Source organism: Segatella copri, from assembly GCF_024330485.1.
In the GTDB taxonomy this organism is placed as follows: domain Bacteria; phylum Bacteroidota; class Bacteroidia; order Bacteroidales; family Bacteroidaceae; genus Prevotella; species Prevotella copri_L.
Window position 1 is genome coordinate 21,108 of sequence record NZ_JANDWX010000040.1, and the last position, 6,616, is coordinate 27,723.

Here is a 6,616-nt window from a genome sequence, read left to right on the forward strand (position 1 = left end):
CAAAAATACAAATAAAGAAGAATATGTCTATGAAACAAGAAACCAACCACTCACCAGTCGACAGAGTAGTAGACTACATCAAAACTCAGATTGCAGAGAAACAAGTCAACCCTGGCGACCGCTTGCCTTCTGAAAGAAAGCTATCAGAGCTCCTGAAAGTAGGAAGACCGCACATCAGAGCAGCACTACAAAAGCTTGAAACTTATGGTGTTGTAGAAACAAGGCCACAGAGCGGAACCATCGTAACCGAATTTTCTAAAAGTCAAATTGACAATCTATTCAACGAAACACTGAAGGTTGACAAGTACGATTTTTATAGTCTTGTACACGTGCGCGTACTATTAGAAATAGATGCCTGCACCCTTGCAGCCACCAACTGCACAAGCGAAGACATCGACAAAGTGGAAAAGGCACTCAGAGAGTTGGAGGACTGCCAAGATCCTAAGAAAAGGATCGAGAAGGATTTTGCATTCCATCACGCCATAGCTTGCAGTAGCCATAACCCCGTATTGGCTTCTCTACTGCTTATCATCACACCAGACATCATGAAGTTCTATCATAAATATAGATTCTGCTCCGTGCCTGAGCGACAGGTAATCACAGAACACAGAGACTATATTGCTAAGATGAAAGCACGCGACACAGAAGGCATGAGAGAGTTGGTACTAAGCCACTTAGCTAATCAGATAAACTTTGCTAAGTCACAAAGAAGAGACTGAACAAACACCTGACAGCACCCTGACAATCGGGGTGCTGTTTTGCTTCATAACCTATTATAATAAAAACACAATTGGCTATATTGGTATACTAATTAACTATAATTAAACCACAATACACTTAAATATTATTAAATATTAATTGGTTTACCAGTTTTTTGTTTATCTTTGCACCGTTTTTAGTTACCCAAAAAAATATAAACGATTATGAAACATTTATTATCATTAATGACCGTATGCTTGCTCTCGCTCAGTGCGCAAGCACAACAAACATGGGACTTTTTAGACCTGAGAGAATCTATCCCTCTCATCGAGGCAGATAACATTAACTGGAATGTTGATAAGTATAAAACAGATGCTCCTGATGTCCCTGTACAGTGGAGCAACAAAATCGCCTTTACGGAATGGAGTACCTTAAAAGCCAATGGCGAAGAGATTCCAGCAACCAAAGGGCTTATGTTTATTGGAGATGCAGGCAAGTTGCTTTTCTCTATCAGCAGCAAGAACAAAAACTACTTCAAACTGAACTCCTCAAAAACTAAAATCAAGATTTGCAACCTCAAGAAGGGACAGAAGATCACTATCGTGGGAGTGAGCGGAAGCAAAGAAGAAGCTCGTACCTTTACAGCAGAAGAAAACCTCGAGGTGACAAGCGGTATGGAGCCCACATTAGAAGAACAAACCAGCGAAGCTAAAGTGATGAACGACGGCGACATCGTCATTGGCTGCACCAACGCCATGAACGTCTATTCTATCAGCCTCAGCGCCGACGCCACGGGCATTGCGCAGACAACTATCAGCAAGCCATCAGGCAACGATAAGTTTTACACGCTCGACGGCAAGCAAGTGAAACCCTCACACAAAGGCATCATCATTGCCAATGGAAAGAAATACACCAATAAATAATTAACTAACATACATTTATTCTACATCATGCCATCGAGCAACTCGATGGCATGGCGCATATCTTGCTCGAAAGCAGTATGGTCGAGCAGATAATGCGGAGTGCCATTAGCCAACAACTGGTAGAGCGCAGGGGTCATCCCATCTACATATTGGCTGATGGCATATTCTATATTATCACGCTGCGTATGACTATGAGAAAATTCATACACACGCAGCTTCTGATGAAAGAAGCAATAAGCCGACTCGATACTATCCTTACTAAAATTTACCCCCAGTTCGGGATAAGAAAAGTTCAATAAAAAGTTTGTAGTCTCACAAATATTTTGTATCTTTATAGGTAAAAATCAAACAGTTATAAAAATATTTGATATGACTACCGATTACAAAGTTACAGAATTATTTTGTATTATAGACGAGTTTTGCAAATATTTTGAAGCAGAAAACGCAGGAAATTTGCTGGAAGACAGCAGTGACATCAAGCGTAGAAGGCGTTCTGTCTCATTGTCAGACAGTGAAATCATGATAATCCTGTTGTATTTTATCCAAAAAATCGAGGATAAAATATCTTAAAACATTCTTTATCCCCGATTAAATATCGTACCTTTGCAACCGAAAGAGTTCTTTGGGTGGTTATGCAAATCACAGCAAGATGCTACATTCTGTTTATTTCTAATTCGTAACCTCTTCTTTTTATGAGATAAAAACTTATCTCATTCTCATTCACTTGTAAAAAATATGTACTTTCGCATCAAAAAAGTATATATTTGCAATCGAATTGCGGATATCAAAAAGATATATCGATATGAAGAAAGAAAAGAATTTAGAAAGTTTATCGGATGATGAGATTCTTCAGGACTTCAAGGATGCCGAGCATGATGGCTTCGAGAATATGCTATGAGGAAGCGGCTGAAGAAAATAACACATTAAATAATAGTAATATGGAAGATATGAAGAAGGGAAGAATCACTCCTAGCTGGATTGATTCATTAAAAGAGAACGAGATTTTTGTGTTTGGCAGCAATCTGGCTGGCATGCATGGTGGTGGAGCAGCCCGCATTGCCCGCCTGCATTTCGGTGCCGTCATGGGCAAGGGTGTAGGCTTGCAAGGCCAGAGTTACGCCATCCCAACGATGCAGGGCGGCGTAGAAACCATCCGTCCATACGTGGATGATTTCATCGCCTATGCCAAGCATCATCAAGAGCTTCATTTCCTGGTAACCCCAATAGGTTGCGGCATCGCCGGCTTCGAAGTCGAAGACATCGCCCCATTGTTCAAGAAGGCAAAGGAGATGAAGAACATCAGCTTGCCGGAGAGTTTCTGGGAGGTGATAGAATAAAGTTATAGAGAATTAGCAGCTTATGTTAGGAGCAATAATAGGAGATATTGCTGGCTCAAAATATGAGTTCAACAATACGTTTGATTATGATTTCGAGATGTTCGGCGAAGCCCGATTCGGCATTCCGCAAGATATGAAAGAGAAGGCAATCTCTTATCTTCCGGATGATATGAGAGAAATATCGGTAAGAATAAAGTGTTGCAACTAGGCTCAGTAAAGCTGCTGACTGCAGTCAGCAAACCTGCCGACTAGGCTCGGCAGACCTGCTGAGCCTAGTGGCAACCGCTGAGAAGGTATCTTCTGGAACCCGAGAAGTAATGTCTTTCAACTCACGAAGACGCTTGCTTCAACCTATAGAGTTGATTCCTTCACCCCATCGAGCCGACTCCGTCATCCTGTAGAACCAACTCATTCTGCTAAATCAACCCTATCTACAACCTTCTCCAGGCAGCTAATCATTTTGATACTGCTTATCAGAAATCGTGGTCACAATAGCACTCAGCTTCTGCATTTTCTTCACATTTATTTCCTGCACATAAAAGTTTTTTTTGTGAGAAAAGTATCAAAGTATCATTATTTAGAGAAAATAGCATTCTAAACATCTGATACATTGCGACATACAAAAATGAGACTTTCGAAATATTTTACAGAAAAGTATCATCGAAGTATCATAAAATTGCAAGAAGTATCATAAATTTCGGCTTTGAGGTAAATTAAAAGGCTAAAAAGAAATATCTACTATTCCAGTTTTATAAAATTAATAGCGTCTACTTTTTCAGAATGTAAAGAATGTCAATACAAACTAGGAATAAGAGAAAAGATTGACAACCAGAATTAGGAATAAAAGCACATAAAGTGGTCTGTAAGAGACCATTAAGCGGTCTGTAAGAGACCATCAAGTGGGCACTCAGGGACCAAGTGTCGGGCATTGAGAGAACAAGTAACGGGCACTCATTGCCCATATAGTAAGCTTCGAGTGCCCAAAGTATCGGACAATTTTTGGGCACTTCTCGCAAGTCGGCGGCTTCGATATTATGCATGATGCTTTATGACGATTTTGTGATGGTTTTATGATTGTTTGGTGATACTTCTATGGCAATTTCATGATACTTCTGTAAGCGTCTCCGCGTTTATACCTTGCATTATTCAAAAAAAGCAGTAACAGCTGATTAAACAAATGCTGCTACTGCTTTTTCCATCGGTCAGGAAGTAAGTCTCTATATTTCTCCAGTGGGGTATTCGGTTGCCATTCAATGGTCTTTTCTATGACATCGCTAATGTATTCAAACAGATTGATGCCATTCAGTTTGCATGAGATGGCGATGGAATATAGGATAGCCGCACGTCCTGCTCCTTCGTGCGAACCAAAGAACATTGAGTTTCTTCTTGATAGTGATATGTACCTCTGGATTCTCTCAATGTAGTTGTTATCGAGAGCAGTATCACCTCTTTTGAAGATGTCACAAATGGCATTATATTCATTAAGGGCATAACCGACCGCCTGCGCCAAGGTAGACTTGGGCAGCAAATCCTTCCTGGAAGATATTTCCTCCAGTTTCTCCAATAAATCCTGTAAAATGTCCGGTGCATATGACTGCCGATAGGCTAGATGGTCTTCAACGGTCCATCCATTTACCCCAACCTTATGCTTTTTGTCTTCTCGATAAAACCTGTTGAGGATATTTACGACTTCCTGTGCATCCTTGTCCTCCTTTCCGCAGTCGATGAAGCCTCTTTTGACATGCTGCAGACAGGCGATTCTCATAATGTCCGGATAAGCATCCGATTCCAGCTTTCGATAAGGAGCATATGCATCACTCTGTATGGTACCTTTATAATCAGAGAATACGTTAAGTATGACCTGCTCAGAGCGTGATCCATCCTCATATACGAAGAAGACAAGTCCCAGTTTAGGCGCACTTACAGCCCAGAAGTAGCCTTTCTTCGAACCCTTGTCTGTAGGCTTTGTCTTGGTTAACAGCACTTTATGGTATGTCTCGTCTGCCGAGACATAATCCTGCTGCAACACTACTTGGCAGATAGCCTTATAGAAGTTTTCCAGTACATCGGCACTTCTGGCAATCAGTTTGTTTGCCGTGGCTTTCCTTAACGTAAACCCATTGTCGGCAAAGTATTTGATAATTCGCTCTACCGGCATGGAATAGATGTATCGCATCTGCAGGAGTCCTGCTGCAAAGGAAGGTGAATAGGAAGAATTCAACAACAGAGCCGGCGGAGTTTTCCCCGGATACATGATACTTCCATCAGTATAAGTGTTGATGTGATACACGGTCTTGATGAATTTGATGGGTTCCATGCTGTAACGTATACAGGTACGAGTTCCGAAGAGACGCAACGTCTTCAAAAACTCTGCATCCATGACTGGATCTATCGTAACATGCACCTCTTTCATCTCGTAATGCATGTCACGCCTGGCACCGTTGTTTTTGCGTGCCTTTCTCTTTTCGGCCTGCTCTGTTTTCTTCTTGTCAAATTCCTCCTGCGTCATCGAGGCTTGTGGATTCTTTTCCTGACGTTCGGACTTCTTGCCTGAAACGAGCTTGCCGAGTGCCTTGTTCTGACGATTCGCTTTGTCAATGGCGATTCCTTTCTGGACGAGTAGTTCTTCTAATGACTTTATACGTTCAATGAGTTCGTTGACCTGTGTAGTCAACGAACTCACTGTAGCATTAGCTTGCTGAAGCTGTTCGTTTGCAAGCTGAAGCTGTTCCTTTAAAAGTACTATAATTTCGTCCTTTTTCATAGTGCAAAGGTACGAAAAAATATCGAGATATGCAAGGATTTTTAGATATTTGTTTTTACTATCTTACTGATACACAGTTTATTAAATACAACCTTATGCGCCTATAGATTAAGCCGTTTCCTATATCTCATACTTTTCAGACAAATTCCGCTCATGATGGCAGATAGCGTCTTGTACGGCATTTTGCATTGTTTGCTTTGGGGATCAAAGAATGGTAATTCAAAGGTTCCTCGCTCCAGTCGCTTCTGATACAGCAAGAAACCGTCGCCATCCCATTTTAGCATTTTTACCTGCTGGCGATTCTTTGAGAAGAAGATGAAGACGGCACCACCGAGTGGCGGCAGCTCCATCTCCGTCCTCACAATCTGGTACAGGCCATTTATGCCCATGTTCATTCGGACATATCGCTGGCAGACGTAATACTGGGTGTTTTCGTTTAATCCAAACATAGCAAGTCCTCCTTCTCGTAAAGTTTCATCAGATGCATGACTGATTTGGCACTACCTTTCTTGATGGTGACTATCGTTCCATTGGGAAAGGTTAAGGTTATGCCGAAAAGATAATTTTCCGGGCAGACGGAATCGGATGGCATTTCCATGGGAAGGAACATCATCCCAGTGTCCTTGGCTGTTGCTTCGGAACATTCCTTACGGGCTTCGGCCTGAAGCAGACGAATCTGCTGTTTGGCTAACCTAACAGAATAACCTTTTTCTGACATCCATCTATGCATCGAGCGATGGCTTACATGCCGTTCCTTTAAAAAAGGAATCAAACGTAAACGGCTCCGCGTTTATACCTTGCATAATTCAAAAAAAGCAGTAACAGCTGATTAAACAAATGCTGCTACTGCTTTTTCCATCGGTCAGGAAGTAAGTCTCTATATTTCTCCAGTG

The 6,616-nt window shown here is 41.6% G+C and carries 8 protein-coding genes and 1 pseudogene; 5 read left to right on the forward strand and 4 right to left on the reverse strand.

Going from position 1 to position 6,616, the window contains the following annotated elements; all coding sequences use genetic code 11:
- Positions 1-29 precede the first annotated feature (29 nt).
- Entirely contained in the window at positions 30-719 is a 690-nt protein-coding gene (locus NNC77_RS14655) for a FadR/GntR family transcriptional regulator (RefSeq protein WP_254986895.1), read from the forward strand.
- Between the two features lie 204 nt (positions 720-923).
- A complete protein-coding gene (locus NNC77_RS14660) occupies positions 924-1,622 on the forward strand; it encodes a hypothetical protein (RefSeq protein ID WP_254971594.1) in 699 nt (232 codons plus the stop codon).
- A 20-nt stretch (positions 1,623-1,642) separates the two neighbouring features.
- Here the strand turns inward: NNC77_RS14660 and NNC77_RS14665 are convergent, their stop codons facing one another.
- A complete protein-coding gene (locus NNC77_RS14665; protein ID WP_367398742.1) occupies positions 1,643-1,831 on the reverse strand; it encodes a hypothetical protein in 189 nt (62 codons plus the stop codon).
- A 160-nt stretch (positions 1,832-1,991) separates the two neighbouring features.
- On the opposite strand from NNC77_RS14665, the pseudogene NNC77_RS16790 reads away from it, so the two are divergent.
- From NNC77_RS16790 to NNC77_RS14675, 3 genes and pseudogenes are all read left to right on the forward strand, one after another.
- Positions 1,992-2,162, forward strand: a pseudogene (locus tag NNC77_RS16790) (IS982 family transposase); the annotation flags it as partial.
- Between the two features lie 398 nt (positions 2,163-2,560).
- A complete protein-coding gene (locus tag NNC77_RS14670; protein WP_254971593.1) occupies positions 2,561-2,959 on the forward strand; it encodes an A1S_2505 family phage non-structural protein in 399 nt (132 codons plus the stop codon).
- Positions 2,960-2,981: 22 nt separating this feature from the next.
- Entirely contained in the window at positions 2,982-3,167 is a 186-nt protein-coding gene (locus NNC77_RS14675; protein ID WP_254971592.1) for a hypothetical protein, read from the forward strand.
- A gap of 975 nt (positions 3,168-4,142) precedes the next feature.
- Here NNC77_RS14675 and tnpC read toward each other — a convergent pair.
- The 3 genes from tnpC to NNC77_RS14690 all read right to left on the reverse strand — a co-directional run bounded on the left by tnpC (position 4,143) and on the right by NNC77_RS14690 (position 6,453).
- Positions 4,143-5,723, reverse strand: coding sequence for an IS66 family transposase (tnpC, locus tag NNC77_RS14680; RefSeq protein WP_254986896.1), 1,581 nt, complete (start codon positions 5,721-5,723; stop codon positions 4,143-4,145).
- A gap of 101 nt (positions 5,724-5,824) precedes the next feature.
- Complete coding sequence (gene tnpB / locus NNC77_RS14685; RefSeq protein ID WP_117588063.1) at positions 5,825-6,172, reverse strand: IS66 family insertion sequence element accessory protein TnpB; 348 nt, start codon at positions 6,170-6,172, stop codon at positions 5,825-5,827.
- Complete coding sequence (locus tag NNC77_RS14690) at positions 6,160-6,453, reverse strand: hypothetical protein (protein ID WP_151200710.1); 294 nt, start codon at positions 6,451-6,453, stop codon at positions 6,160-6,162. The genes tnpB and NNC77_RS14690 overlap by 13 nt, the downstream gene beginning before the upstream one ends.
- Positions 6,454-6,616: the final 163 nt, after the last annotated feature.

Coding starts and splice junctions, on each gene's coding strand:
- NNC77_RS14660 (WP_254971594.1), top strand. CDS start 924: ATGAAACATTTATTATCATTAATGACCGTATGCTTGCTCTCGCTCAGT.
- NNC77_RS14675 (WP_254971592.1), top strand. CDS start 2,982: ATGTTAGGAGCAATAATAGGAGATATTGCTGGCTCAAAATATGAGTTC.
- NNC77_RS14655 (WP_254986895.1), top strand. CDS start 30: ATGAAACAAGAAACCAACCACTCACCAGTCGACAGAGTAGTAGACTAC.
- NNC77_RS14690 (WP_151200710.1), bottom strand. CDS start 6,453: ATGCATAGATGGATGTCAGAAAAAGGTTATTCTGTTAGGTTAGCCAAA.
- tnpB (WP_117588063.1), bottom strand. CDS start 6,172: ATGTTTGGATTAAACGAAAACACCCAGTATTACGTCTGCCAGCGATAT.
- tnpC (WP_254986896.1), bottom strand. CDS start 5,723: ATGAAAAAGGACGAAATTATAGTACTTTTAAAGGAACAGCTTCAGCTT.
- NNC77_RS14670 (WP_254971593.1), top strand. CDS start 2,561: ATGGAAGATATGAAGAAGGGAAGAATCACTCCTAGCTGGATTGATTCA.